Below are 550 nucleotides of genomic sequence, written 5' to 3' on the forward strand. Positions count from 1 at the left end.
ACACGGTCTACGCCCTGGGCGCGAGCATTTTCTTCTGGGGTTATTTCCTCTTCGAAGTCCCTAGCAATCTGTTCCTCCATCGTTTCGGTGCACGCCTCTGGATCGCCCGCATCATGATCAGCTGGAGCATTGTCTCCATGGCGGTAGCCTTTACCGTGCCGCTGGCCAAGTTCTTTCACATTGAATCGGAAACCATGTTCTACGTGCTGCGCTTCCTGCTGGGAATCTGCGAAGCCGGTTTCTTCCCAGGGGTGATTCTTTACCTCAACTACTGGTTTCCGACGCATCGCCAAAGCCGTGTAATGGCGGGCTTTCTGATGGCCATGCCGATCAGCCTGACATTGGGCGGGATTCTTTCCGGGTGGTTGATGGGCGCGATGCAGGGTGTCCATGGCATGGCCGGCTGGCAGTGGATGCTGATCATCGAAGGCATCCCGTCGTTGATCATGGCCGTTGTCGTGGTGACGTTGCTGGTCGATAAAATCGACAATGCCAAGTGGTTGAGCACGGCAGAAAAGAACATGCTCAAAAACAACCTCGACCGAGACAA

Annotated in this window: 1 protein-coding gene; it reads left to right on the forward strand. The window is 54.9% G+C overall.

From position 1 onward, the window contains the following. Positions 1-550: MFS transporter (locus ACM6IQ_RS22215; protein ID WP_414879876.1), on the forward strand; the 550-nt coding region annotated here is incomplete at both ends.

The organism is Pseudomonas sp. IT-P100 (genome assembly GCF_949767185.1).
GTDB classification, from domain to species: Bacteria; Pseudomonadota; Gammaproteobacteria; order Pseudomonadales; family Pseudomonadaceae; genus Aquipseudomonas; species Aquipseudomonas fluorescens_B.